19 protein-coding genes, 1 pseudogene and 1 riboswitch are annotated in these 24,938 nt (G+C 47.4%); of the genes and pseudogenes, 12 read left to right on the top strand and 8 right to left on the bottom strand.

What is annotated here, in order from left to right; all coding sequences use genetic code 11:
- The first annotated feature begins 1 nt into the window (after position 1).
- Complete coding sequence (locus DW089_RS05990) at positions 2-1,573, top strand: recombinase family protein (protein WP_118286943.1); 1,572 nt, start codon at positions 2-4, stop codon at positions 1,571-1,573.
- A gap of 534 nt (positions 1,574-2,107) precedes the next feature.
- On the opposite strand, the gene DW089_RS11465 is transcribed toward DW089_RS05990, so the two are convergent.
- Together DW089_RS11465 and DW089_RS06005 are read right to left on the bottom strand one after the other, a co-directional pair.
- On the bottom strand, positions 2,108-2,374 hold the full coding sequence (locus DW089_RS11465) for a hypothetical protein (RefSeq protein WP_118286945.1): 267 nt from the start codon (positions 2,372-2,374) through the stop codon (positions 2,108-2,110).
- Positions 2,358-2,696, bottom strand: a complete 339-nt coding sequence (locus DW089_RS06005) for a transposase (protein WP_074503393.1) — start codon at positions 2,694-2,696, stop codon at positions 2,358-2,360. The genes DW089_RS11465 and DW089_RS06005 overlap by 17 nt, the downstream gene beginning before the upstream one ends.
- 246 nt (positions 2,697-2,942) lie before the next feature.
- Between DW089_RS06005 and DW089_RS11470 the strand changes: the two genes are divergently transcribed.
- The 3 genes from DW089_RS11470 (at position 2,943) to DW089_RS06015 (ending at position 6,775) form a co-directional block, all read left to right on the top strand.
- Positions 2,943-3,548, top strand: coding sequence for a hypothetical protein (locus DW089_RS11470; protein WP_199614625.1), 606 nt, complete (start codon positions 2,943-2,945; stop codon positions 3,546-3,548).
- A gap of 38 nt (positions 3,549-3,586) precedes the next feature.
- Complete coding sequence (locus DW089_RS11475; protein ID WP_199614627.1) at positions 3,587-4,207, top strand: hypothetical protein; 621 nt, start codon at positions 3,587-3,589, stop codon at positions 4,205-4,207.
- A 144-nt stretch (positions 4,208-4,351) separates the two neighbouring features.
- The gene (locus DW089_RS06015; protein WP_199614629.1) at positions 4,352-6,775 is read left to right on the top strand and encodes a hypothetical protein; all 2,424 of its coding nucleotides are present in this window, start codon (positions 4,352-4,354) and stop codon (positions 6,773-6,775) included.
- Between the two features lie 125 nt (positions 6,776-6,900).
- Here DW089_RS06015 and DW089_RS06020 read toward each other — a convergent pair.
- Positions 6,901-7,482 (bottom strand): annotated as a pseudogene (locus tag DW089_RS06020) (transposase); the annotation flags it as partial.
- A gap of 1,278 nt (positions 7,483-8,760) precedes the next feature.
- Between DW089_RS06020 and DW089_RS06030 the strand changes: the two are divergent.
- The gene (locus DW089_RS06030; protein ID WP_158572328.1) at positions 8,761-11,742 is read left to right on the top strand and encodes an autotransporter domain-containing protein; all 2,982 of its coding nucleotides are present in this window, start codon (positions 8,761-8,763) and stop codon (positions 11,740-11,742) included.
- A 1,537-nt stretch (positions 11,743-13,279) separates the two neighbouring features.
- Here DW089_RS06030 and DW089_RS06035 read toward each other — a convergent pair.
- The 3 genes from DW089_RS06035 to DW089_RS06045 form a co-directional block, all read right to left on the bottom strand.
- Positions 13,280-14,287 (bottom strand): alpha/beta hydrolase fold domain-containing protein, encoded by a 1,008-nt coding sequence (locus tag DW089_RS06035; protein WP_105325517.1) that lies wholly within the window; start codon positions 14,285-14,287, stop codon positions 13,280-13,282.
- 132 nt (positions 14,288-14,419) lie between these two features.
- The gene (locus DW089_RS06040) at positions 14,420-14,626 is read right to left on the bottom strand and encodes a hypothetical protein (RefSeq protein WP_105325516.1); all 207 of its coding nucleotides are present in this window, start codon (positions 14,624-14,626) and stop codon (positions 14,420-14,422) included.
- A 100-nt stretch (positions 14,627-14,726) separates the two neighbouring features.
- Positions 14,727-15,725 carry an alpha/beta hydrolase gene (locus DW089_RS06045; RefSeq protein WP_105325515.1) on the bottom strand — a complete coding sequence of 333 codons (999 nt, stop codon included), beginning with the start codon at positions 15,723-15,725 and terminating at the stop codon, positions 14,727-14,729.
- A 219-nt stretch (positions 15,726-15,944) separates the two neighbouring features.
- On the opposite strand from DW089_RS06045, the gene DW089_RS06050 reads away from it, so the two are divergent.
- Positions 15,945-17,291, top strand: a complete 1,347-nt coding sequence (locus DW089_RS06050) for an MATE family efflux transporter (RefSeq protein WP_105325514.1) — start codon at positions 15,945-15,947, stop codon at positions 17,289-17,291.
- A 243-nt stretch (positions 17,292-17,534) separates the two neighbouring features.
- Complete coding sequence (locus tag DW089_RS06055) at positions 17,535-19,097, top strand: PAS domain-containing protein (protein WP_105325513.1); 1,563 nt, start codon at positions 17,535-17,537, stop codon at positions 19,095-19,097.
- Between the two features lie 128 nt (positions 19,098-19,225).
- Here DW089_RS06055 and fba read toward each other — a convergent pair whose 3' ends face one another.
- Positions 19,226-20,155: a class II fructose-1,6-bisphosphate aldolase gene (fba, locus tag DW089_RS06060; protein ID WP_105325512.1), complete on the bottom strand. Its 930-nt coding sequence runs from the start codon at positions 20,153-20,155 to the stop codon at positions 19,226-19,228.
- Positions 20,156-20,189: 34 nt separating this feature from the next.
- On the bottom strand, positions 20,190-21,068 hold the full coding sequence (locus tag DW089_RS06065; protein WP_231086280.1) for an RluA family pseudouridine synthase: 879 nt from the start codon (positions 21,066-21,068) through the stop codon (positions 20,190-20,192).
- A gap of 139 nt (positions 21,069-21,207) precedes the next feature.
- Here DW089_RS06065 and DW089_RS06070 point away from each other — a divergent pair, with 139 nt between their 5' ends.
- The 5 genes from DW089_RS06070 to DW089_RS06095 all read left to right on the top strand — a co-directional run bounded on the left by DW089_RS06070 (position 21,208) and on the right by DW089_RS06095 (position 24,918).
- Positions 21,208-21,822 (top strand): hypothetical protein, encoded by a 615-nt coding sequence (locus DW089_RS06070; protein WP_105325511.1) that lies wholly within the window; start codon positions 21,208-21,210, stop codon positions 21,820-21,822.
- 2 nt (positions 21,823-21,824) lie between these two features.
- The gene (locus tag DW089_RS06075) at positions 21,825-22,274 is read left to right on the top strand and encodes a deoxyuridine 5'-triphosphate nucleotidohydrolase (protein WP_105325510.1); all 450 of its coding nucleotides are present in this window, start codon (positions 21,825-21,827) and stop codon (positions 22,272-22,274) included.
- 13 nt (positions 22,275-22,287) lie between these two features.
- The gene (locus DW089_RS06080; protein ID WP_231086282.1) at positions 22,288-22,728 is read left to right on the top strand and encodes a hypothetical protein; all 441 of its coding nucleotides are present in this window, start codon (positions 22,288-22,290) and stop codon (positions 22,726-22,728) included.
- A gap of 75 nt (positions 22,729-22,803) precedes the next feature.
- Positions 22,804-22,965, top strand: a riboswitch (Lysine riboswitch).
- A 105-nt stretch (positions 22,966-23,070) separates the two neighbouring features.
- Positions 23,071-23,841 (top strand): 4-hydroxy-tetrahydrodipicolinate reductase, encoded by a 771-nt coding sequence (dapB, locus tag DW089_RS06090; RefSeq protein ID WP_105325508.1) that lies wholly within the window; start codon positions 23,071-23,073, stop codon positions 23,839-23,841.
- Positions 23,842-23,886: 45 nt separating this feature from the next.
- Positions 23,887-24,918: an aspartate-semialdehyde dehydrogenase gene (locus DW089_RS06095; protein WP_105325507.1), complete on the top strand. Its 1,032-nt coding sequence runs from the start codon at positions 23,887-23,889 to the stop codon at positions 24,916-24,918.
- The last annotated feature ends 20 nt before the right edge of the window (positions 24,919-24,938 follow it).

Raw genomic sequence — 24,938 nt, forward strand, 5'->3', positions numbered from 1 at the left:
AGTGGAAGCGCGAAGAGTACATACCATTCCGGCAGTCATCAGTCGCTACACCGCAGAACCCATCAATAGCCACCGGAAACGGAGAGTGGCCGGTTATGCCCGTGTATCGACAGACCATGAGGATCAGGTGACAAGCTATGAAGCACAGGTTGATTATTACACCTCGTATATTAAGGGCAGGAATGACTGGGAGTTTGTTGGCATATACACGGATGAAGGAATCTCGGCAACCAATACCCGTCACCGTGACGGATTCAATACGATGGTAAAGGATGCACTGGATAATAAGATAGACCTTATCATTACAAAATCTGTCAGCCGGTTTGCCAGAAATACGGTGGATAGTTTGACAACGGTGCGAAAACTTAAGGATAAGGGGATTGAGGTTTATTTCGAGAAGGAAAATATCTGGACGCTTGATGCCAAGGGCGAACTGCTCATCACCATCATGTCCTCGCTTGCCCAGGAAGAAAGCCGGAGCATTTCCGAGAACACGACATGGGGACAACGAAAGCGTTTTGCCGACGGTAAGGTCAGCGTACCATTCAAGCAGTTCCTTGGGTATGACAAAGGGCAGGACGGCAATCTGGTTGTGAACAGGGAACAGGCAAGGACCGTGAAACTGATTTACAGGCTGTATCTTAGCGGATATACCTTTCACTTTATTGCTAGTGATTTGACGGAACGGGGTATTAAAACTCCGGCGGGGTGCGATGTATGGAGTCCAAGCACTGTCAGAAGTATTCTTACGAATGAGAAATATAAAGGCGATGCGCTTCTCCAAAAACGCTATACGGTGGATTTCCTGACCAAGAAAACAAAAGCAAATCAGGGCGAGGTTCCACAGTACTATGTGGAAAATGATCATGAAGCCATCGTCAGTCCGCAGGTATTTGATTTGGCGCAGGAAGAAATAAAAAGACGTGGGCGTGGTGGCAAGCGGCACAGCGGGGTCAGTATCTTTTCATCGAAGATAAAATGTGGCGACTGCGGCAGCTGGTATGGAGCTAAAGTCTGGCATTCCAACGATAAATACCGCAGGACTATCTACCGCTGCAATGATAAATTCAAGTATCACTGCAATACGCCGCACCTTACCGAGGACGATATCAAAGCCATTTTTATAAAAGCCGTGAATAAACTGGTCGGGGATAAGGACGAAATCATTTCCAATATACAAATGATACGGGAACAATTGTGTGATACGGCGAATCTTGAAAGCGAACATGAACGGCTGAATCAGGACCTGATTGCGCTTACCAATATGACGGAAATTTGTATTGCTAAAAATGCACGGGTTTCCCAAGACCAGATGGAATACCAGAAACGCTACAATAGCCTTGTTAGGCGATATGACAAAACAAAGGAACAATACGAAGCAGTTACTGAAAAAATAAAAGATAGTCGGTCGAGAAATGAGCAATTGGAAATTTTCATTGATAATCTTAATGACCAGAACTTGATAGGAAAATTTGATGAGAGATTGTGGTGCAGTCTGGTCGATTATATTACGGTCTATGGCAAAGAGGATATCAGAGTGACATTTAAGGATGGGACAGAAATACGCGTGTAAAAAATGATGAAATTAGCTTTTTTGCATAACTTTTAAGATTTATTATGTAAATTTTGATGATGTAGGGTATACAGATGTAAACTCATAGGTGCTTTGCATACGTCGCAGAGTGCCTGTTTCATGTAACTATGGAAAAATAAATGCAATATAATTGACAAAATTTACCGAGAACTTCTTGACACATACATTCTTTATTATATATTTGATATTATACAAATTTTGTGATATAATGAAAATATAAAAAAAGTTAACAAAAATAAAAATGGAATATATTTGGTAAGAGCCACTTTTATTAAAGTGGCTCTTTTTGTAAATAGCTAATGGTAATAACCTGAAATTGGCTAATATTTCTATGGCGTAGGAAAGGAAAATTGTAACACTAAATGATAGTTTCCTTAGGCTGATATTCTGGCAACATAAGAAGATTGTCCATGATTGCAGGAATGGGTCCTGCGTCGGGTATAATGGCAATGAACAAGTTAATAGATGTTCCTCATTCATTGCCTTCGCATCCTTGAATCCCCATAGATTAATCTACTTATGTTTCAACGTGTTCTGCATCAGTTGGCGTACCGTCTTGCGGCATATAGGAAAGCCATCTTCCTGCAGTTTGATGACAATCTTGCGAGAACCAAGATGCGGACATCTGGTATGCCAATAATCAATACGCGCCATTAAGGTCTTCTCAAGTTTGACAACTGTCGCATCCGGCTTGGTTAGTATGTAATATAGGCTGGAGTGATTCAGCCCCAGCAGCTCACACTGCCGACGGATAGAGAGCCCCTTATCCCTTTGAATCATATTCTAGGATTCGTGGGACGGTCTCTCCCGCTTGGCAAAAGCAATCCTGAAGAAAGTTGCGTTCCAACGTCAACTGACTGATGGTCTTCAGCATCTGGTCGTTCTTTTTCTTCAGGTCATTATCCTTTCTCTGAACGGCCTTACGCTCAGAATCTGTGCTAAAGGCGAGATGGGCATTCTGCAAAAAGTCTTGCTTCCATTTCCGGACCATGTTCGGATGCAGGCTATTCTCGGAACAGATAACATTAAATTCTTTGTCGCCTTGAAGAATCGACAAGACAATCTTTGTTTTAAACTTAGCAGTGTACTTTTTTCTTAGCATGACGGCAGCCTCCTATTTTGTTACCTATACTATATCATGCACTCTTGAATTTTTCAGTACTGGTCTAAATCCTTGGGCCCATTATAGACTGCTACCTACTAATATCGGGTTTTATTTCTAGAAATCGTAGTCTACATGTTGTAAATTGGTAGTCTCGTAGTTGTAAAAAATAAAAATGGACATATTTGGTATAAACCACTTTTATTAAAGTGTTTTTTTTTAATAAATAATTAGAGGTGTATTTAATTGGAGAGTAGAGAAAAAAAAATAAATATTGGGGTTGGTTTTGTGACAGGACGTAAGCATTTTAAAAATTTAATAAAAATGTATGTAAATAACTGGAAAGAATCTGGATTAATACATAATCCCAATATTGCAATTCATTTATTTATTGCATATGATTTAAGTTATACTAACACGGCTATAGATGATTATACTATTACTGATCTCCAAATATTAAAAATGTTAGATTATATTTATTATTTAGATGAAGATACAGTTTCAAATGAAATAAAAATGTTGGTAGAAAAAGATATTATTACTCTAGATGAAGCTAAATTAATATTTGGTCGTGGGTATGCAATGAAAAGAAACGCAGTTTTATATTTTGCGATAAAAAGGAAAATTGATTATCTTGTTTTTTTTGATGATGATGAATATCCGGTAGCCAATATAAAAATTAATAATACTATTTTATGGAAGGGCGAAAATGTGTTATTGACACATATTAAAAATCTTATGTATGCAGACATAACACACGGGTATCATTGCGGATATATTTCGCCAATTCCACAAATAAAATTTAATTCTGAACTTTCGGAAAAAAATTTCGTGTTTTTGTTGAAGCAGTAAGCAACGATATAATTAATTGGCAATCTGTAAAAACAAAAATGGATAGTGGTGGAATTACGTATGCAAACGTCAATATAGATATAAATAATAGAACAGTAAAGGTTAAGGAAAATAATGGAATGAAATTTATTTCTGGTTCTAACTTAGGTTTTAATTTAAAACAAATTGATAGAATATTTCCATTTTATAATCCTCCAGGAGCAAGAGGAGAAGATACATTTTTAAGTACGTGCATTTGCAATCGAGTTGTCAAAAAAATCCCTTGTTATATGTTTCATGATAGTTTTTTGTCCTGTGAACAGTTGCTTTTTGGTTCGTTGCCCAGTAATTTAAAAATTATGCAAGCTAATTCAGAAGATATTACTCAAAGATTTTTGAATGCATCTATTGGATGGATTCGGTATAAACCACTTTTACTTTATGTAACACAAAATAAAAATTATAAAAATGAAATTAATATAGTTGAAAAAAAGCTTGAAAAAGTTGTGCCATGTATATGTAATTACTTTAATGAAGAGAAATTTAGAATCATTTTAGATGAATTTGACTATTTTCATTTACATGTAAAAAAGCATTATAAGGATTTTAAACAAACTCAAATTGTATGGTCAAAATTAATGGATAGATTAAAAAAAAATGATGATAAAAATTATAGATAAGATGACAATTATTTGTTAAAAAACACTATATTTGTACGTTAGGGAGAAAAACCATATGAAAAACAAAAAAAATAAAATTGTTGTTATGGGAGATACCTGCATAAATGTATTACTTTGGAATATATTTCCTCAAGAAGAAAAAAAATGAATTGGGAGAATAACATTCATTTACGCCGTGTGTATATACCCGGAGCCACATTCCTTTTAGCAAAGATGATTGTCTTGGCAACGAAGCAAGAGGTTATTTCTCCCACTATTCCTGAAGGTATTCATTTAGGGAGTGATTGTTTTTTGTATTCATTTATTGAAATCAAAACATATCCTCGTTCTGTTAATGAAGGGGAATCCAAAGTTTACAGAGTTAGTAGATTTATGGGGGTTTCAGAGGTATCAGATGAGTTCATGGCAATGGTACCATTAGAAAAAGATGCGATTGATGCCTCCATTGTTGTCATTGATGATGAAAATAATGGATTCAATCAAAATAATGAGTGTTGGCCTGTAGCGGTTCAAAGTACGAAAACAACCCCGCTTGTTTTTTATAAAATGGATAATCCGATAGAAGGTAATCCGCTGCTGCAACACTTAGTTAGATATCATAATGATACAACTATTGTTATTATTAATGCTGATAATCTTCGTTCAAAGGGCGTTAATATTAGTAAAAGTATATCTTGGGAAAAAACGGCACTTGATTTTACGTGGCAGCTGAAAAACAACCCTAACTTATCGTTTTTATTAAAGTGTAAATATCTTATTGTTCTTTTTGGATTAGAGGGGGTTATTTATTGTGAAAATGATGATATGCATCAATCGTTTTTATGTTTTTTGCCATATGAGTTTGAGGGAGATTTTAGAAATAATAATTGCGGAGAAATGTATGGAATAGTTTCGGCTTTTGTGGCCGGCTTTTCGGCGGCATTTTTAGACTATAGAGTAGAAGAACTTGTAATTTCAATTTTCCAAGGAATTCGTGAAGGCATGAGTGCCATGAGAAAATATTTTTATTATGGATTTGGTGCAAAGGTGATTAGTGATTCTTTTCCAAATGCGCGCATATTTGAACAAAATTTGATTACAGATCCTGTTTTTGAATATGTACAAGATGTAAAAATACCCAATGTTTTAAATAAAGAATATCAAGATAGTTGGTCTATTTTACAAGAGAAAAGCTCTGCTAGTATTGCACAAATGGCATTTGATTTAGTTAAAAATGGAGAAGAAAATGTTTTAATGCATATACCTACTGCTAAATTTGGAAAATTAAAAACAATAGATAGAATTGAAATTGAAAGCTATCATACAATACAGAATTTAATTTCAGAATATATTTCATCAAAAAATGCCAATAGACCCCTATCTATTGCAATATTTGGCACTCCTGGATCTGGCAAATCTTATGGTTTAAATCAAATGGCTATTAGTAAATTTTCTGAAAGTATAAAAAAAGTGGATTATAATATTTCTCAGTTTTCGACATCCTTAGAGTTACAAAAAGCATTTCATCAAATAAGTGATTCTAATCTAGAAGGAAAAATACCGTTTGTTATTTTTGATGAATTTGATTCCTATTTTCATGAAAACTGGGGATGGTTAAAATATTTTTTATCACCAATGCAAGATGGTGTCTATAAAGATGAAGAAGGGTTTCACCCTATTGGGAAAGCTATATTCGTTTTTGTTGGAGGGACTAGTAGCTCCTTTTCTGAATTTTGTGGAGAAGAAATTAAAATTGAAAAAGAAAAACAACTATTTTTGAATAAGTTTAGAGATAGTAAGGGACCTGATTTTATTAGTAGATTAAGAGGGTATATTAATATACTTGGACCCAATCAAGTGAATAGTTTTGATCAGTTTTTTATGATTAGACGAGCAATGTTAATAAGATCATTACTTGAACAAAAGTTTCCTCACTTGGTTAACGAAAAAGGAATTGCACAGATTGATAATGGTGTCCTTAGAGCGATGCTAAAAATACCAAAATATAAACATGAATCCAGATCTGTAGAGGCAATTATGGACATGAGTATGTTAACTAAGGCTAAAAAATGGGAACAATCTTTTTTACCACCTAAAGAGCAGTTAAAACTTCATCTTGATGAAAAATTATTTTTAAGATATATGATGCATGATGCCATTTTTAGTGAAAAAGTCGATATAATAGCGGAATTACTAAGAAATAAATTTAATGCGTTGGATGAAGCTATTGTTGTTACAGGAGATAACACTTCCTTGAAATGGGAAAAAATGGAAGAAGGACCACGAAATTTTTATAGAGATCATGTTAAAAATATTCCAGAAGCAATTTTATTAATACAATATGATATATTATATGTTGATAATAAAATTGATAACAATCCTTTTTCGGAAAAAGAATTAAATATACTTTTTCGGTATGAATATAAACGGCGCAAAATTTATGATAAGATGAAAAAAGTAAGCTTTGTATCTCAAGATATATCTTCAGGTGAAGGGCTTAAAATGCAAATTTATCAAATGGTTACACTTTGGATTAATGCACTTTCTGAAGCAAATTTTAAATTAGAAAGATTAAATACTATAAATTAACACTAATATATTGTAGATTGTCAATGCTTAGTCAAACATTTTTGGGGCTATGAATAAAAGTCTGTAAATAAGGTCTTCTATGATAGTTAATAAAGAATTAATAAATCGTCATTTCGTTAGGGCTATCATGCCAGTAATCTGTCAGCGTACATAATGACCAGTTCACCTCTTACCTTTCCCCAATTCCGAAGTGGCATAGTCCATTTCTTGGCAGCCTCGAAAGTGGACAGGTACAAAGCCTTGAGCAGAGCTTGTGAACTTGGGAAAACACTTCGCTGACGGTTTAAACGGCGGTAGGAAGAATTTAAACTCTCAATGGTATTCGTTGTATAGAAAGCTGTACGAACGTCTAACGAAAACTTAAAGATTGGTGTTATGACATCCCAGTGATCATGCCACCGTTTCATGGCTGCTGGATACTGGGACGTCCATTTCTTATCTACTTCCTCTAACCGTTTGACAGCAGTTTTTTCGTCAGGAGCGGTATAGATCGTCCGAAGATCTCTGGCAAAATTCTTCATGTCCTTATTGGCTACATATTTAAGGGTATTACGTACCATATGCACAATACAGCGCTGGTGTTCTGTTTTTGGGAAGGCTGCAGCAATCGCTTCCTTAAGCCCTGTGAGTCCGTCCGAGCAGAGGATAAGAAGATCCTGCACGCCACGGTTCTTAAGACCGTTCAGAACACCCCGCCAGTATTTGGATTGTCCGACTAAGTGTTGACAATCCAGTCAAGCATCTGATGTAATGTATAACTTTTATATAAATTTGTCTGTTTCATTTTTTGATCCAGATACGATATAAGAATCAATGATGTAAATAGGTTATATCAATGTCGCTGAATTTTTCCATGATATCCTATATTTTGCACACGGGGGTGTGCAAAATCCGGATTATCGTTGTATTGTATCAAATACAGGGTAGGATTGGATGGGGTAACATCCAGGCTGGCATCGCAATCCTCAAATTCAGTATTAAGGAGTGGGAAGATGATGAAAACGAAAAAACAATCTGAGTTGTCAGCAAAAATTTTGTTGGGAATTGTTGCTGCAGGTTTGACCTTTGGTGTGAACGGAATTACCCAGGCGGCAGACCTTGTGAATGTGGTGGGTACGACTGAAACGGCTAACTACTTCCACAATCTGACGCCAACAGCAGCACAATACAGATATGGCAATATTATGAACAATACTTTAAGTACAGAGAATTATACCGGTGATTCAGATGCCGCCACAGGTGGCGGTATTTTTCCACAATGTGCTTTTAGTACCACAGCACTGAAGGGAGTACAGACGATTGTTATCATTAATGGGGAGGTTTCCGGAAATACTGTTAAAGGTGCTCAATATCGTGCTGAAGGCGGCGGAGTATTTTTAAAGGGTTCTAATGTACTATTTGTAAATAAACCGATTACAAATAATAAAGCTATCAGTGTTGATTTTGCTCATGGTGGTGCGGTTGCTACCCATTACAATGGCAATTCTATAGAATATAATGGCAAAACATATAACTACCTTGTTCCAGGTTCTGTTTCTTTCTACGCCTTAACAAATAAAACTGTTTCTTATACTGGCAATGATATTATCTTAACGAATACAGCTGACTATAACAAGTTTGATGAATATGCTGGAGAGGCCATCGCTCCTTCTGGCGGCGGCTTTTTATCGCTCTTTGCCTACGGAAATGCAACTTTTAATACCTATGATGGTGCATCGATAACTGTCGGCAACGAAACGCCTGCTACTGCAACAGAAGACTCTATTTCCAGTGCCATCGTGGTTGACGGCAGAACAGATGTCCCCGAGCCAGCTATCACCAAGAAGGGGAACGGTACCCTGACTATTAATAGCAGCCTCAACAGATATTATGGTACGTTCACCCAACAAGCTGGTACGGTTAATCTAAATCAAGATCTGAATTGGGCCAACAAATATGACCTTCAAGCGGGCACGCTGAACTTAAAAAATGTTACGCTAGACAATATGTATGACAAGTTGAAGCTGGAAAATCTTGAAAGCACAATCGACCCAGATGACAGCAGTGTATTACATACTTCGACGTACCTTGCTTATTTTGATAAAACATATAATCATACTATCGTAAACTCTACAGGCAATCTTGTTACCGCTGCCGGTACCACCGTCAACGCACAGGATGTAACCCTGAAAGACGGCGGTTCTATTAACGCTGAAGGCGCCCTGAACCTCACCGGCGACCTGTCTGCAGACGCCTCCACCGTTACGGCTGCCAACGCTACCATTGGCGGCACTGTCTCGTCCACGAACGGTTCCACCGTTACCCTGGGCGGCGATAGCCTGGCCCTTAGCAAAGTCAATGTGGATGCAAACAGCAGTGTTGCCCTGAACGGCGGTACCTTAACCGCGACCAAGCTTGCTGATTCCATCACGGGCGGCGGCAAAGTTACCCTGGCTGGCACCGCAACCCTGGCCACCACGGCTAACCAGATCTTTACTGATACGGATACCACAGAAAAAACAGCAGGGGAAAATGCGCTGACAAGCACTGCGGATGCTTCTGTCAAGTTCAAGGCTGGTACCCTGTCCCTGAGTGATGACTACAGCTATACGTATTTGACCAATATCCAAGGCGTCATGGACGGCCTGGCCGACTCTACTACGGCTCTCGTCATGACCGGCAACCTGGTAGATACTACTGGTGTCAGCAATACCCTTTCCACCGATGCTATCAGCACCATCGGCAACACGGCTGCGTTGGACAGCGTTACTGTAAATACTGATAACAAAGATTTGGTTATCGGCAGCACCACTACAGAAGACGGCGCTGCATCCGTTTCTCGCGGCTTCAGCGTTGCTTCCCTGGACCTGGGTTCTGCTGACAGTGTTACCGTTACCGGCGGCCAAAGCCTGACCCTGGGCGGCCGCAGTACCACGGACGTTATCACCACCACTTCTTCTAACGGCAGTGCTGAAGTAGCTCTGACGGACGGCAGCTCTCTGACCATCGGCAACGCAGCCGTTACTGCTGACCAGACGCTGAACGTAAACGCTTCTGTAGCTGCTACCAACAGCACCGTAACCACCAACGGCCAAACTACGGTGGAAGGCAATGTAAGCCTGACCGACTCCACCATCGCTGCAAACACGGGTTCCCTGACCCTTGCCAAAGACCTGACTACTTCTGGCACCTCCACCATCACTGGCGACGTAGCTGTGGCAGGTACCATTACCGGCACTGCCAACACCACCCTGAACCTGGGCACCGGCACCACCGCAGCTACTCTGACGGCCGACAAAGTCAGCCTGAACGGCGGCACCCTGTACCTGGATCCTGTGTGGAACGGAGGTACACAAATTGACGGTACGGAAGTAGCCATCGAATCCCTGGATGGCACCAACGTAGTAGTAGGTGAAAACTCCACCCTGACCCTGGGTTCCAAGGATACCACCGCTGCTGAAAACATGTTCAAGGAAACGGGTCTGTCCTGGGGCTCTTCCGGCATCCTGTCCGCCCTGTATCTGGCTTCCAGCCAAGACCTGACCAATAACAGCATCGTGGTAAGCAGCACGGCTGACAATACCAAGGCTGGTACCGCCGGCACCTTCTCCATGGGAGACAATTCCCTCCTGATGGTGAGCGGCAGCACCGTATCCGGCAGCAATACCGCAGCCATCACCGGTGTTTCTACCACCAGCGTTTCTGATTCTGCCAAACTCTACATTTCCGGCGCCACCGCAGGCACCACCTATAACATCCTGTCTGGTTCCAGCGTCAAATCCGGCAACGCCTGGTACGCCGATGCCAATGCCGACACCACCAGCAACGTATTCACCCATAACCAGTTGCTGAAATTCGTGGGTGCTGAAGGCAACGGCGATACCCAGTACTCCGTTACCGCCGAAGCTAAGGACGCCACTGACGTTTATGGCAATGCCCTGAACGCAGCTAACGTAGTTTCCGCAGTTGTAGCTGCTGGCGGCGCCGCTGGTACCCTGTTTGGCAATGCGGCCAATAGCGACGTCCACAGCACCACCGCTTCTCAGGTAAACGCCCTGAACAGCGCCACCTCCCTCACCGAACTGGCTGGCGTTCAGCATGGTCTGTACACTGCTGGTAACCTGTTTACCGGCGCCGTTGCCAACCACTTGGCTGATGTCAAAGACACCACCCTGGATAAAGACCTGTGGGCTCACTACATCCATGACAAGGAAAACATCCGCGGCCTGGCTGTGGACGGCCTGTCCGGTGCAGACTACGATGCCCAGTACAACGGCGTGGTAGTAGGTTCCGACCTGTACCATAAGAATGGCGTGGTTGCCGGTGCAGCCCTGACCTACATGGACGGCTCCTTCTCCGGCAATACCGATACCGCTTCCACCAAGAATGATGCCGACTACTACGGCCTGAGCCTGTACGGCAGAGTACGCAGAGGCCAAACCTCCTACCTGGGCGACATCTCCTGGCTGCATGGCAAGAACGATCTCAGCCAGTACAACAGCGGCAGCGAGATTACCGGCGACGTTTCCTCCAACGCCTACACCGCCGGCGTACGGGCTGAACACGACTTCGCAGCCGGCGACGGCACCCTGACCCCGTATGCAGGTGTACGGTACGCCCACCTGGACTACGGCAACTACACCGACAGCCTGGGCATCCACCACGACAGCGACAACGCCAACCTGTGGCTGATCCCCGTAGGCCTGCGTTATACCCAAGACTTTGCGATGGACGGCTGGAACGTGAAACCCATTGCCGAAGCAGGCTACCTGTGGACCCTGGGTGACCGCAACAGCGACGAACGCCTGAACCTGAACGGTTCCTCCAGCACCTTCGGCTACGACGTATCCGACTCCGGCAGCTTCTACGGCCGCCTGGGCATCGAAGCAGAACACGGCCCCATGACCTATGGCCTGGGCTACCAGTACCAGAAAGGCAGCGACGTACGCAGCAACGTATGGAGCCTGGCCCTGCGGTACAAGTTCTAATAGGCTTTCCCCTTCCCTTCGGGGAAAGTGCACTTCCCATATATGAAAAACCAAAAAGAGCAGTCACAGCCCCATCTGTGATTGCTCTTTTTGGTTTAGTTTGCGGGAAGGTGCCTGACGTTAGGGAGGCGGATGGATCCAGTACGCACTAGCCCCTGCTGACCGCACGACCAAAAATCTGGTACAGAGTTTTCTACAGCAAAAATTTGCCCACGGGCAAATTTCCCGTCGTTGAGCTACCTAACGGTCCGCACTAGCCCCAAAAGGGGACAAATTTTCCCCCAATTGGGGGAAACGGCGCAAAGCGCCGATAGAGGAGCACTCTCCGTCTAATAGCCCTCAACATTTATGGGGAGGGTGTCGCACTCCGTGCGACGGGAAGGGCGGATGCCACCTGCGCCCGGAGTGGTTCGCGGCTTGCTGTTCATCATCGTCCTTCGGACTCGATTCACAGGCCGCTATCACAGGGGTCGTATATTCCACCCTTCTGCGGCTAAAGCCTTGAATGGTGGATACGACTCCCTGCGTGCGAGGTCAACTTCTAGAGAAAATACGCAATAATAATATACTTTATCCTGCTTATATACCCCCACATTGTGCTCAGTAAAAAGTAAGTTTAGAAATGTAGTGGTGCCTAATTGATTTCCTCAACCAAATGTTGCGGTCGCGTCCAAACAGCGTCGCAAGTATTCTATAAGCTGTTTGGTACACGCGAGCCATGTGATAGCCGTCCAAGAAGCAAGTCCGTGAGGACGCTGCTGATTGGAGCACGGCGAACCACTCGAGAGGTGTCACCGGAAGGTGACGAAGAGAGTTTAAAAAATGTAGAATAGCAATATTATTATACTTTACATCGAGTATAAAATATGCATTTAAACTTCCTTCGTCATCCCTGCGGGCTGACACCTACCACACGCTTGTGGTAGGCTTTCAGACTAATGGCTTTAGGGTTAATAATTATTTAAAACTGCCTACCACACGCTTGTGGTAGGCTTTCAGACCGCCACGGGTCAAGTATAATCTAAAATATAGTGCTGATATAAAGATGACCAGTACTTACTAAGAACGCTTCCTGCAAACGTGTAGGAAGTGGCACCGGTAGGTGCCGATAGAAGTTTAATTGCAGCTTTAGCGGCCATAGGCCGCAGAAGGAGCACTCTCCGTCATCCTTCGGATGCCACCTGCGCCCGCTTGCGTGCGAGGTCAACTTCTAGAGAAAATACGCAATAATAATATACTTAATCCTGCTTATATACCCCCCACATTGTGCTCAGTAAAAAGTAAGTTTAGAAATATAGTGGTGCCTAATTGATTTCCTCGACCAAACGTGGGAGATGCGCCTATTCCAAAGCTATTAAAGGCGCAGAGGGGGCACGAAACTGCGGGAAGGTGCCTGACGCTAGAAAGGCGTATGGGTCCGTCTAGACTATCTAATGATTCAAGTGCCTATAAAGAATAGTGTTGTCTTTTGTGGATGATAACAAACACCCCTGGAACGGCCGTAAGCCATTTCAGGGGTGTTAAGGTTTTGCAAGTTTTAATTTGCCATATTCAAATTAATGTAGGCCTGCATTTCTCTGTAGGCGTCAAGGCTGTCCTGGAGCTGGGGCAGGAGCATGGCGAAGTCGTGGGACATGCCGGGGTAAACGGTCAGGGTGACTTTGACGCCGTCTTTGACGGCTTTGTCGGTGAGTTTGGTGCAGTCATCCAGGAAGAGTTCATAGCCGCCGGCTTGGATCAGCATGGGAGGCAGTCCGGTCAGGTCGCCGTAGAGAGGGGACAGGCGGACATCATTCAGGGCCATGCCTTTGGGGGCGTAGCTGGGATTGTTGATTTCATGCAGCATTCCTTTATTGATTTCTCCCAGGCTCAGGTCTTTTTTCACGTTGTCCTGACGGGACGGGGACTGGGTTTCCATGGTGGTCCAGGGAGAGGGGAGTACTAGCAGGCCGGGTTGGGGCAGGTTTTGTTTTTTCAGTTCCAGGGCCAGGGCCAAAGCCAGGTTGCCGCCGGCAGAATCGCCGAAAAGAATCAGCTCTTTGGGATTGGTGCCGCGTTTCAGAATGGTCTTATAGGCGGTGACCATGTCGTTCAAGGCTGCCGGGTACGGATTTTTGGGAGCAATGCGATAATCCACCAGGTAGGTGTCCTTGGCATTGGCCACCACGGATTGCCGTACGGCCAGGTTCTTATAGTCGTTGTTCAGGGGGACGATGTAACCGCCGCCATGGACCTGGAGTACGGTGCGGTTGGGGTCGCCTTTGGGGTTCTCCAGTTTCACCATATTCAGCTTTTTGACCTTGAACGGGGTGTAGGTCCAGCCATCGGGCACGGAAAATTGGGAAGTCTCCGCACCGGTAACGGCCACTTTGAAATAGGCATCCATCTCTTTGTAGATGTAGGCCTGCTTGGCTTTGTCATCCTGGATTTGGACGCCTTGCTGGTTCAGGGACCAGGCGGGGGCGGCACTGACGGAAAAACCACCGGCAAATAAGCTGAAACCTAACAAGCCGGCTGCAGCCAGTCTGCGCAATTTGAGATTCATACAATCAGCTCCTTTACATTTTTATGAAAATTCACTTGTAGGACACATTTTCTGTATCTATTATACGCCTAATAATTGTTAGAGTCCAAGTAATTTATAAAATTTATAGAATATTTTAGGGCTGGGAATGGTTCACCTCTCCAGCTGCAGATTGATCAAGTCCCTGATTTCGGCGTAGGAATCGATGCTGTCCTGGAGCTCCGTCAGGTTCCTGACAAAGTCGTTGGGCATACTGGGGTACACGGTGAAGGTGACTTTCACGCTGTCTTCAGCGGCTTTTTGGGCCAGGGCTTTACAGTCGTCCAGAAAGAGTTCATAGCCGCCGGCTTGCCTCAGCAAAAGGAAAACACCCCAAAGCTGGAGTTTGGGGTCCAGTCTTGGGGTGTTCTTTTAGGGCTGGTGCGAATACGTTCAAGACAGCCTTACTAAGGTTTTTTGCTTATTTGGCCAGGTTCAGATTGATGAAGCTTTGGATTTCGGCGTAGGAATCCAGGCTTTCCTGGAGCTCAGGGATACACATATTGAAGTCGTGGGACATATTGGGATAGATGGTCAGGGTGACTTTCACATTGTCTTCAGCGGCTTTTTGGGCCAGGGTCAGGGCGTCATCCCGGAACAGTTCGTAGGCGCCGGCTTGAATCAGCATAGGAGGCAGGCCGGTCAGGTCGGCTTTTACCAGGGACAGGCGCGGATCGCTAAGCTTCATTCCTTTGGGGGCATAGGTGGGGTGATTGATTTCGTAGAACATTTTCTGGTTGGTTTCGCCCAGGACCAGGTCTTTCTTTACATTACCCTGGCGGGAAGCGGATTGGGTTTCGAAGGTGGCCCAGGGGGAATCCAGCACCAGCAGGCCGGGCTGGGGCAGTTTTTCTTCCTTTAATTTTACAGCCAGGGCCAGAGCCAGGTTGCCGCCGGCGGAATCACCAAAAAGGACAATCTGCTGGGGCTTGGTGCCTTGGGCCAGTACGGATTTGTAGGCGGTCAAGGCATCTTCCAGGGCTGCGGGGTACGGATTCTGGGGTGCCAGGCGATAGTTCACCATATAGGTGTCTTTGGCGTCTGCCAGTACGGCCTGGCGTACGGCCAGGTTCTTGTAGCCGTTGTGCAGGGGAACCACGTAGCCGCCGCCATGGAGCTGCAGGACGGTACGGTTGGCGTCGCCTTTGGGATTGGTTAATTTTTCCAGGGTAACGTTTTGGGCCTGGTATTTGGTGTAGGTCCAGCCGTCGGGGGCAGCAAAGTCTGCGGGCTTTTGGGCGGGATGGAAATAGGCATCCATGCGCTTGGCCACGTAGGCCTGTTTGGCGGTGTTTTCTTCAATTTTGACGCCGGGTTGGTTCAGGCTCCAGGCTGGAGCAGCGTAAACGGAAAGGGAGCCGGCAAAAAGGCTGAAGCCTAAGATGCTGGCGGTGATGACTTGACGCAATTTGGTATGCATTGGGGTACCTCCTTTGGTACAAACAAGATAGATTATTTTTATTATAAACCTGGAACCCGGCTCTAAGGCAAGAGTGTGAAGGCAAAAAGCTGATAGAATCTGGCTATCCTGGACTATACGCAAAAGCTATCGGTGCTATGCAGAAGGGGCAGTTGTAAATGCTTTGATTTCTACTATAATAGTAGAGTACAGAAAATTGTCTAGGAAAGTGTGAACGAGATGAGTGACGGAATTCGGAAAGGGAATCTGTGGAAGCAGATTCTGTTATTTGCCCTGCCCCTGGCGGCTACCACCATGCTGGAGCAGCTGTTCAACTCCACGGACGTGATTGTGGTGGGACGGTTTGCCAGCAGCAATGCTTTGGCAGCGGTGGGCAGCACCAGTTCGGTGGTGAATTTGTATATTACGATTTTTACGGGACTGGCCATTGGGGCCAATGTGCTGACGGCCCAGAACATTGGAGCCCGGAATCAGGCCAAGGTAACCCAGGCAGTGCATACGTCCTTGGCTCTGGCGCTGCTTAGCGGGCTATTGATGACCCTATTTGGGTACTTTACGGCGGAGCCGCTGCTGGTGGCCATGGGGACGCCGGCGGAAATCATGGATCTGGCGGTAAGCTACCTGAGAATCTATACCCTGGGGTCCATTTTCATCATGCTGTACAACTTTGAATCGGCCATTATGCGGGCCAACGGGGACACCAAAAGGCCCCTGTACTGCCTGCTGTTTTCCGGGGCACTGAATGTGGTGCTGAACTTGTTCTTCGTTATCGGCTGCGGGCTGTCGGTGGCCGGGGTGGCCATTGCTACGGTGCTGGCCAACGGGGTAGGGGCGCTGCTGCTCCTGCACTTTCTCCGGTCGGAAAAGAATATGGTTCAGGTGCGGCTGTCCTGGGTGCGGCTGGATATGCCCATGCTCCGGGAGATTCTGCGGATTGGGATTCCGGCGGCCATTCAGGGGGCCATGTTCAATGCGGCCAATGTGGTAATCCAGACTGGGTTCAACCAGTTGGGGGCAGACATTATTGCGGCCTCCACCATTGGGGTCAATGCGGAGATTTTTGCCTTCTACCTGATGAACAGCTTCAACCAGGCGGCGGTTACCTTCAACGGGCAGAATTTCGGGGCAGGGAACTACGCCCGGTGCCGGAAGTCCACCCGGGTGGCCATGATTCTGGCGGAAGTGATTTCCATGGGCTTTGTGGGGCTGCTGCTGGTATTCCGGGTGCCGTTTGCGGCACTGTACACCACCAGCCAGACCATCATCGAACTGGCGCAGGTGCGGTTAATCTACGTGCTGCCCTTTGAAGTGTTCAACATTATGATTGAAGTGTATTCCGGGTCCCTGCGGGGGCTGGGGTATTCTTCCGTGCCGGCGGCTATGTGTGCCATTTTCGTCTGCGGCGTGCGGCTGTTGTGGCTGTTTTTGGTATTCCCCCGTTACCATACGTATTTCTGCCTGTTGGTGGTGTACCCCATCAGCTGGATCCTCACCAGCGGAGCGCTGGCGGTGTGCTACTACAGCATAAGAAGAAAGGTGTTGCCACTGAAGACGGTGGAAGCCTGAGAAAAAATAATAGCTTGGCAACAACTCCCCTCCAAAAGGAAAATGGCGGGGAGTTTTCTTATGGGAAGTTTAGAAGACTTTCTTCGGCAGCCTCTATGGCACGGGTAGATTTTCTTTTCAAATTCTGCTGCAATGTTGTAAAAACAACATACTTCTTTCGCCCTTATATGTATACTAAAATTATACAGAAGGCTGTAAGGTACAGCGGTAAATCGATGTATGCAGTTAAGAAAGGAAATTTCTATGGCAAATCCCAAAACTTTCCAAGTAGATATAGAAAAATGCAAGGCCCTGGTTCAGCTGAAAAGGGACTATTTCAGCGGCAAGCTGTCTTTTGAGGAGGCCCGTGAGCTTCTGGTGCAGCGGTTTCCGGTGGTGACGCCGGAAGAGTTCGCCTATGGGGAGCAGCAGCTGAAGGAAGAAGGGGTCACGGACCAGGATATGCAGGACCGGATGGACGACCTGCTCCGGCTATTTGAACCGGTCTTGCAGGTGCGGAAGCTGGACAGCCTGCCGGAGGGGCACCCGGTAAAAAGCTATCTGGACGAAAACCGGGCGCTGGAGCCGGTACTGGCCCAGGCGGAAGCCCTGCTGCAGAAAGACAAGTTCATCAAGAACCCCTGGCTGGAGGTATACGACAAGCTGCTGGCGTATATCAAACACATTACCCGGAAGCACAACCAACTGTTTCCTTTCCTGGAAAAGGCGGGATTTGACCGTCCCACCGCCGTGATGTGGGCCTTTGACGATGCGGTCAGGGACAAAATCCTGAAGGGCAGCCGCCTGCTGCAGCAGGGGAATGAGACAGAATTTCTGGCCTTTCAGCCAGAAGTGGTGGCCGACCTCCGGGATATTATGGGGAAAGAGGAAACCATTCTGTTTCCTACGGCGCTCCGGGTGCTGACGGAGGGGGACTTCCGGAAAATGCGCATTGGGGAGGAAGAAGTGGGCTTTGCCAACATCCCGGAACCGATGGGCTTTCTGCCGGAAAAGGCCCAGCCCCAGGTGCAGGGTGCAGCGGTGCCTCAGGGCTTTATGGGGGAACTGGACGCACTGCTGCAAAAGTACCAGGTGGGGAAATCGGCCCAGGAATTCCTGGACGTGGCCAATGGGCAGTTGACCCTGGAGCAGATCAATTTAATCTACCGGCATTTGCCCATTGACCTGACCTTCACCGATGAAAACGACATTGTAAAGTTCTACTCGGATTCCAAGGAGAGAATCTTTGACCGGAGCGCCGGGGTAATCGGCCGGGTCATGCAGAACTGCCATCCCCGTTCGGTGCTGCCGGTGGTGAACAAGGTGGTGGAGCTGCTGCGCACCGGGCAAAAGGATAAAATCGAGTTCTCCCTGCGGAAGAAGGGAATGCTGGTTCACGTGAACTACATTGCCGTGCGAGACGAAAGCGGCAAGTTCCGGGGCATCCTGGAAACCATGCAGAACATTGCCCCACTGAAAAAGGATTTCGAAGGGGACCTGGTGGAGGCGGTGCCGTCTTCCCATAAAGCAGAGAAAACTCCTGGGGAGCAGGAGAAGCCGGAAGCAAAAGAGGCAGCGGGGGCTGCCCAGCAGGATCCGGCGGAAACAGTGGACCTGTCCATTACCATGGCGGGGCTGATGGATAAGTACCCGTATCTGAAGGACTATTTCGTCACGCTGAACCCCATGTTCAAGAAGATGCAAAATCCCATTACCTTTGCGGCGGTGGGGCGGTTTGTAACGCTGCAAATGGTGGCGCAGCGGGGCGGCTTTGTACCGGAAGAACTGCTGGAAAAGGTACGGGCAGAGATTCGAAGACACCAATAAGCGGGAAATAGAAAAGGGGAAAACAAAAAATGACTTGCGGCTCCTATGGGGGGGAGTTCACAAGTCATTTTTGTGCATTGTGTTGGGATTATTAAGGGTGGCAGGCAGCTGCGCCTGTCGGGCTGCTCTTACAGTCTATGGGAGGAGTTCAGTACGTCCTTCATCTTGTGGGCAACCATTTGTTTGATGGCTTCGCGGCCCTTGCCCAGGTAGGAACGGGGATCGAAGTCTTCCGGATGTTCTGCCAGGTATTGGCGGATGGAAGCGGTCATGGCCAGACGCAGGTCAGTATCGATGTTGATTTTGCAGACGCCGAAGGTGCCGGCTTTTTTCAGCATATCTTCCGGGCAGCCCTGTGCGCCTTCGATTTTGCCGCCAAATTCGTTGCATTTTGCCACGAATTCAGGCAGTACGGTGGAAGCACCATGGAGTACCAGGGGGAAGCCGGGCAGCAGGTTGGTGATTTTTTCCAGACGGGCAAAGTCCAGTTCGGGTTTGCCTTTAAATTTGTAGGCGCCGTGGCTGGTGCCGATGGCGATGGCCAGGGAGTCAACGCCGGTGCGTTCTACGAATTCTACAGCCTGGTCCGGATCGGTGTAGGTGGCGTCTTTGGTGTTGACCTTGACGGCATCTTCTACGCCGGCCAGTTTGCCCAGCTCAGCTTCTACTACAACGCCTTTGTTGTGGGCATAATCTACTACCCGTTTGGTCAGTTCGATGTTTTCTTCGAAGGGATATTTGGAGCCGTCGATCATTACGGAGGTGAAGCCGCCGTCTACGCAGGCTTTGCAGATATCGAAATCAGCGCCGTGGTCCAGGTGGAGCACGATGGGCAGGTTGGTGTCTTCTACAGCAGCCTGTACCAGGCTCAGCAGGTAGGCGTGTTTGGCATATTTGCGGGCGCCGGCGGAAACTTGCAGGATCAGGGGAGATTCTTCCTCTTTGGCTGCGTCTACAATACCTTGGATAATTTCCATGTTATTGACGTTAAAAGCGCCTACAGCATAATGGCCTTCATAGGCTTTTTTGAACATTTCTTTAGAAGTTACTAATGGCATATTTGACCCTCCTAGATTTTTTCTACGGTACTCATTATACCATACCTGGGGAAAATTTTCCCTGCTGAATGTAGGCCAAAAAGTCGGCAGGCAGGGGCGCGGTAATCCGCAGGGGCGCCCTGGTCAGGGGGTGTATAAGCTCCAGGGTTTTTGCGTGGAGCAGGTGGCGGCTCTGGGGCCCCGGGGGACCGTACAGGTGGTCGCCTGCCAGGGGATGGCCGGCGTGGGCGCAGTGGACCCGTATCTGGTGGGTGCGGCCGGTTTCCAGGGTAAACTGGACCAGGTCATAGTCCCCAAAGGTCTCAAGGACCTGGTAATGGGTAACGGCCGGGGCGCCGCTGGGGTCCACCTGGCGGCGGATAATGGAGCCGGGAGCCCGGGCAATGGGGCCATTCAGGCAGCCCTTGGGCGGGTCCCAATGGCCTGTGGTAAGACCCCAGTATTCTTTGCGGAGCTTCTGCTGGCTGAGCATATGGTGGATGCAGGCGTTTTTGGCAAAAAGCACCAGGCCGGAGGTTTCCCGGTCCAGGCGGGAGACCGGGTGGATGGCGGCGGGAATCTGGTGAGTCTGGTAATACCAGGCTACCCGGCGGCTCAGGGCCGGCTGGGGGTCAGGACTGGAATTGTGGGTTACCAGACCGGCAGGCTTGTTTACCGCCAGCAGCACGTCATCTTCGTAGACGATGTCTAGAGCCGCGGGCTCGGGCTCCACGGCGGAGGTCTCGGGAAGAAATTCCCAGGTGACGGTGTCGCCGGGGCTCAGCAGCAGGTCCCAGGACGTGGGAGCGCCGTTAACCTTCAGGACGCCGGCTTCCTTACATTTCTTCCAATATTGCTGGCTCATACCCCACTGGAGCAGCAGGGTCTTCAGGCGTAGGGGGGACTTTTCAGGGCTAAGGGTTAGACTGGGCAAAGGGAACCTCCTTGGGGCAAGTGTTGACTATGGGGGAAACATCAGTTAAGATGAACGGGTGGAAAGAACGTACAGGCTTTTTGGCTGTACGGCTATCTACACCAATAATACGCAATCCACGCAGGAATGGGGATATTAAATGAACAAGAAGATATTGGCCTTGGCGGTGCTGGGCTGTACGCTTTTCAGCAGCCAGGCTTTGGCAAAAGACGCAGATTGGAACCTCCTGGGCGAAAACAAGTCCGGGGCTTACTATGTGGACGCAGCTTCCCTTAAACCGGTGGGCAAGGAAGCGGACCTGACCCAGGCTTCCACCAAGGCGGTATTTAAGGACAAGGCGTTTTTGCGCATTCTTAACGACCACTTTGCCAAAAAACTGAAGGAAAACGATACAGCGGCCGGTTGTGAGCTTATTGTAACACTGAATTCGGTCCAAAACACCTATAAAATTGACCAGATCAAAGTGGTATCGGAAAAGGGCAAGACCTTGGAGTCCAGAAAGCTCCAGGAGGAGTTCTCTCCCATTCCGGCCAGGACCTTTGTGGCACAGCTGAACCAGGAAGTGAAGGCCTGGAAAATCCAAAAAAGCCACCCCTTGACTGTAGGGCGGGTAAAGCCCGGGGAAAAGGGCAAGCGGCTGAAGGTGAAGAAGGCTTCCAGTTCTCCTGCACTCCGGGTGGGCAAGGCAACCAAGCCTAAGGCTGCAAAAGCAAAGGTTGTACCCGTGAAGAAAACCCAGAAAGGAACCAACTAACTATGAAAATCAGAGGCTTTGAAAAAATTACTTCCTATCAAAATATGGATTTCCCCCTGCCCAGCAGACAAACCAGCCGCAGCGCCGGCTACGACATCTATCTGCCGGAAGAAGTCACCATTCCGGCCCATACCCAGAAGCTGGTGCCTACGGGAATCAAGGCGTATATGCAGGACAACGAATACCTGGGTATCCACATTCGCTCCAGCATGGCTGTAAAACGCCATTTGCGCCTGGTAAATAATGAAGGGATTGTAGATGCGGACTACTACAACAACCCGGACAACGAGGGTCATATGCTGCTGGCACTGTACAATGACAGCGACGAGGACGTGACTCTGCAAAAGGGCGAACGGGTGGCCCAGGGGATTTTCTATCAATATCTGTTGGCTGACCAGGACGGCGCCACCCCCAAACAGGAGCGCAGCGGCGGCTTTGGCAGCACCAAATAAGGAGCGATGCGCAATGAGCGACAATAAATGGAAGAAAATGGCGGATGCGGTGGATACCATCGGCGACTGGGCCGGCTACCATATTTATGAATGGTTCAAGCTGTTCCCGGAAGCCAGGGTAACAGCCCTGCGGGAATATATGTACGTGAAGGCCCATCTGGTGCAAAGCTGCGCCAAAATGGTGGGCCAGACCTACAGCCTGGAAGAATGGAACGATTTTTACCTGACCCTGGGCAAACAGATGGAAGCTACCCCGGACTACAGCTACGGGGCCAATTATGAGGAAATGTGTGAGGCCCTCCACGCCTATGAAGGGCTGAGCCTGCCCCAGGTACGCCAGGTCTTTGCCAAACGGGCAGGAATCGGGGCTACCGTATATTCCCAGCAATTTGTACCGGAATTAACAAATTTGTTCAGCCGGTGCATGGCAGATTTACGAAAAAACATTAAATAAGGCAAAAAGTGACGAAATTTGCTCAAATCGGTTGACATTTCGGCGCAGAATGCCTATACTAAAACCATAAAATTTACAAGTGATAGAGGCGCGGAAACGATCAGTAGTTTTCTGAGGGACACCAAAGAGGAAAATGAAAGGCCAACCGCCGAAGCAGGACCGTGGGTACATGGCCGTGCTGGGCTGCAGATCAAGAATCTGCAGACTGTCGCCTTAGGGTGGAGAGCTATCAATGATGTGGAATGAACAAGAGCTTCCTGGCAAAAGGAACGCTTCTATTTCTATAAGTCATTGGGCTCGCTCAATGACTTATTTTTTTAGGACAAAAGGAGAGATGGCTTCATGGTAAAAGTATTGGTAAACGGTGCATTGGGTAAGATGGGTCATACGGTTGTCCAAACGGTACTGAAACAAAGCGATATGGAACTGGTAGGCGCTGTAGATGTATTCGGGGAAGGCAAAACCGTGGAAGGCACGCCGGTGGATACCGATCTGGCAGCTGCCCTGGCCGCCCACAAACCTGATGTAGTGGTGGACTTCACCCGGCCGGATGTAGTTATGAATAGTCTTCGGACCATCTTGAACGCTAAAGTGAACGCTGTAGTGGGCACCACCGGTTTTACCAAGGAAAACTTGGACGAACTGGATGCCCTGGCCAAAAAGAATGATGTGGGCGTGCTGGTTTGCCCCAACTTTGCAATGGGCGCTGTGCTGATGATGAAAATCGCCACGGAAGTGGCCAAGTATTTCCCCCAAGTGGAAATCATCGAAATGCACCACGACCAAAAACTGGATGCGCCTTCCGGTACCGCCGTACTGACGGCCCAGAAATTGGCAGAAGCCAGAGGCGGGTTTGTAGCCCAGGGCAATCCGGATGAAACGGAAAAGCTGCCCCATGCCAGAGGTGCTGAATACGAAGGCATGAGAATCCACTCTGTTCGCCTGCCGGGCTTTGTGGCCAGCCAGGAAATCATCTTCGGCAGCATGGGCGAAACCCTGACGGTCCGCAACGATCCTGTCAGCCGGGAATGCTATATGCCGGGGGTTATGCTGGGCTGCCGTACCATGGTTAACAAAAAAGGTCTTGTCTACGGACTGGACGCCATTTTATAACATATCTAAAAACAATCGCTAGGGAAATAGAAAGGGGTACACATCATGAAACAATACAATTTGGCAATTTTGGGCGCTACGGGTGCCGTAGGTCAAGAATTTATCAATCTGCTGAACGAACGGGATTTCCCGTTTGCCAACCTGAAGCTGCTGGCTTCTGCCCGCTCTGCTGGCAAGGAACTGACCGTTCGGGGCAAAACCTATAAAGTGGAAGAAGCCAAGGCTGATTCCTTTAACGGCATTGACGTGGCTCTGTTTGCCGGCGGCTCCATCAGCAAGGAATTTGCTCCTATCGCTGTAAAAGCCGGCGCTGTGGTTATCGACAACTCCAGCACCTATCGGATGGACCCGGATGTGCCTCTGATTGTTCCGGAAGTAAACCCCCAGGACATCCAAAAACATCACGGCATCATTGCCAACCCCAACTGCTCCACCATTATCATGGTGATGGCCCTGAAACCCATCTATGACCTGGCTCGGATCAAACGGATCATCGTTTCCACCTACCAGGCTGCTTCCGGCGCCGGCAAAGACGGCCTGGACGAACTGGAACGCCAGATTCAGGAAGCTGCTGCCGGCAAAGAAATGGAAGCACATATTTTCCCCAGCGCTGGCATGCCGAAACATTATCCTCTGGCCCTGAACCTGATTCCGCAAATCGACGTATTCCTGGATAACCTGTACACCAAGGAAGAAATGAAGATGGTCAACGAAACCAAGAAAATCTTCTCCGATCCGGAAATGCGGGTAACGGCTACTACCGTTCGGGTACCTGTGTACAGAAGCCACAGCGAATCCGTCAACGTGGAACTGGAACACGATGTGGACCTGGCTGAAATCCGCAAGGCTTTGGCCAATTTCCCCGGCGTTGTGCTGCAGGACGATCCTTCCCAGCAGGTATATCCTATGCCCCTCTACACTTCCGGCCTGAACGATGTGTATGTAGGCCGTCTGAGACGGGACGAATCCGCTGCCAATAGCTTCAACTTCTGGTGCGTAGGGGACCAGATTCGTAAGGGCGCTGCCCTGAACACCCTGCAAATTGCAGAGACCATGGTTAAAAACGGCTGGCTGTAAGCAAAGAGGAGTCTGAGAGA

Origin of the sequence: Acidaminococcus sp. AM05-11 (assembly GCF_003472805.1) — a bacterium.
GTDB classification, from domain to species: domain Bacteria; phylum Bacillota; class Negativicutes; order Acidaminococcales; family Acidaminococcaceae; genus Acidaminococcus; species Acidaminococcus hominis.

Bases quoted from the DNA above. Each gene is read 5' to 3' on its own strand.
- DW089_RS11465 (WP_118286945.1), bottom strand. From the start codon at position 2,374: ATGATTCAAAGGGATAAGGGGCTCTCTATCCGTCGGCAGTGTGAGCTG.
- DW089_RS06005 (WP_074503393.1), bottom strand. From the start codon at position 2,696: ATGCTAAGAAAAAAGTACACTGCTAAGTTTAAAACAAAGATTGTCTTG.
- DW089_RS11475 (WP_199614627.1), top strand. From the start codon at position 3,587: ATGGATAGTGGTGGAATTACGTATGCAAACGTCAATATAGATATAAAT.
- DW089_RS06015 (WP_199614629.1), top strand. From the start codon at position 4,352: ATGAATTGGGAGAATAACATTCATTTACGCCGTGTGTATATACCCGGA.
- DW089_RS06030 (WP_158572328.1), top strand. From the start codon at position 8,761: ATGTATGACAAGTTGAAGCTGGAAAATCTTGAAAGCACAATCGACCCA.
- DW089_RS06035 (WP_105325517.1), bottom strand. From the start codon at position 14,287: ATGAATCTCAAATTGCGCAGACTGGCTGCAGCCGGCTTGTTAGGTTTC.
- DW089_RS06045 (WP_105325515.1), bottom strand. From the start codon at position 15,725: ATGCATACCAAATTGCGTCAAGTCATCACCGCCAGCATCTTAGGCTTC.
- DW089_RS06050 (WP_105325514.1), top strand. From the start codon at position 15,945: ATGAGTGACGGAATTCGGAAAGGGAATCTGTGGAAGCAGATTCTGTTA.
- DW089_RS06055 (WP_105325513.1), top strand. From the start codon at position 17,535: ATGGCAAATCCCAAAACTTTCCAAGTAGATATAGAAAAATGCAAGGCC.
- fba (WP_105325512.1), bottom strand. From the start codon at position 20,155: ATGCCATTAGTAACTTCTAAAGAAATGTTCAAAAAAGCCTATGAAGGC.
- DW089_RS06070 (WP_105325511.1), top strand. From the start codon at position 21,208: ATGAACAAGAAGATATTGGCCTTGGCGGTGCTGGGCTGTACGCTTTTC.
- DW089_RS06075 (WP_105325510.1), top strand. From the start codon at position 21,825: ATGAAAATCAGAGGCTTTGAAAAAATTACTTCCTATCAAAATATGGAT.
- DW089_RS06080 (WP_231086282.1), top strand. From the start codon at position 22,288: ATGAGCGACAATAAATGGAAGAAAATGGCGGATGCGGTGGATACCATC.
- dapB (WP_105325508.1), top strand. From the start codon at position 23,071: ATGGTAAAAGTATTGGTAAACGGTGCATTGGGTAAGATGGGTCATACG.
- DW089_RS06095 (WP_105325507.1), top strand. From the start codon at position 23,887: ATGAAACAATACAATTTGGCAATTTTGGGCGCTACGGGTGCCGTAGGT.